This window comes from Streptomyces sp. NPDC005393 (genome assembly GCF_040606675.1).
Classification (GTDB): Bacteria; Actinomycetota; Actinomycetes; order Streptomycetales; family Streptomycetaceae; genus Streptomyces.
Window position 1 is genome coordinate 1 of record NZ_JBEXFG010000147.1, and the last position, 1,142, is coordinate 1,142.

Annotated in this window: 1 protein-coding gene; it reads right to left on the minus strand. The window is 69.8% G+C overall.

Annotated features, from left to right (window positions below):
- A partial coding sequence (locus tag ABZS71_RS35665) for a condensation domain-containing protein (protein WP_356217042.1) occupies nucleotides 1-1,142 on the minus strand: 1,142 nt, incomplete at both ends.

Genomic DNA, 1,142 nt, shown 5'->3' on the forward strand with positions numbered 1-1,142 from the left:
ACCCCTTCCAACACCGACACCAAGTTCTCCGCCGCCGTCACGACCAACGCCGCAACAGCAGCGGGATCCACCGGAGCGACCGCGTCCACGACCAGTCCCAGACCGTCCCCGTCGTCATCGACGACCACGGCGAGCGGGTAGTTGGTGCGCTCCCGGAAGAAGACCACCTCAATGCCGTCGAAGATCGCGGCTACGCCACGGCTGAAGCCGGTGTTGTGGCGGTAGTTGAGCATCGACGTGAACAGCGGGGCGTCACCCGCCACTCCACTGGCGGTCTGTGCCACGGCCAGCGGCGCGTGCTCGTGTTCAAGGAGCGTCGCGAGCTGACCGCGCATCGCGTTGACCGCGGCGGCCGCGGTGATCTCGTCGATCCGCACGCGCACCGGAAGCATGTTCATGAACGGGCCCGGCACCCGGTCGGATCCAGCGCCCGCGTTCATCCGGCCGAAGAGGACCGTGCCGAAGACCACGTCGTCGCGGCCGCTGACGGCGGAGAGCACCCGCGCCCACGCCACGTGCATTACCGTGGCCGGGCTGGCACCCAACTGGCGGGCGAGCGTGCGCAGTCTGGCTTCCAGGTCCGACGGAATTCCGATCCGCGCCTCGGCCGAGTGCGTGCCGTCACCGCGGGCGTCCACGAGTCCGTAGGGAGCGGTCGGCTCGTCGACATCGCCCAGCAGCTCTGCGAAAAACGGCGCGTGCGGGTCCCGTTCGGCGCCGACACGGGCCTGGGCCACGAAGTTGCGGAAGGGCAGGGGCTCGGACAGCTCCGCGCCGCGCCCGGCGAGGATCGTCTGCACTTCCTGGAGCAGAAGCTCCAGCGTCGTGTGGTCCTGCACTGTGTGGTGCATGCGCAGCAGCGCCAGCCAATGACCGTCCGCCACAGAGGCCACGTGGAGTCCGAGCAGCGGGGCCCGGCCCAGGTCCATGGACAGACCGACCTCCGCGAGCAGCTGTTCGACCGGCTCGGCGCCGTTCGGGTCGAGACGCACTTCCTCGACCGGCAGGACGGCGTGGCGCCACACCACCTGGACCGGCTCCCGCAGGCCCTCCCACACGATGGCCGTGCGCAGGATGTCGTGGCGGTTGGCGATCTGCTGGAGTGCGTCGGTGAAGGCGTCCAGGCGGTCACGGGAGTCGAA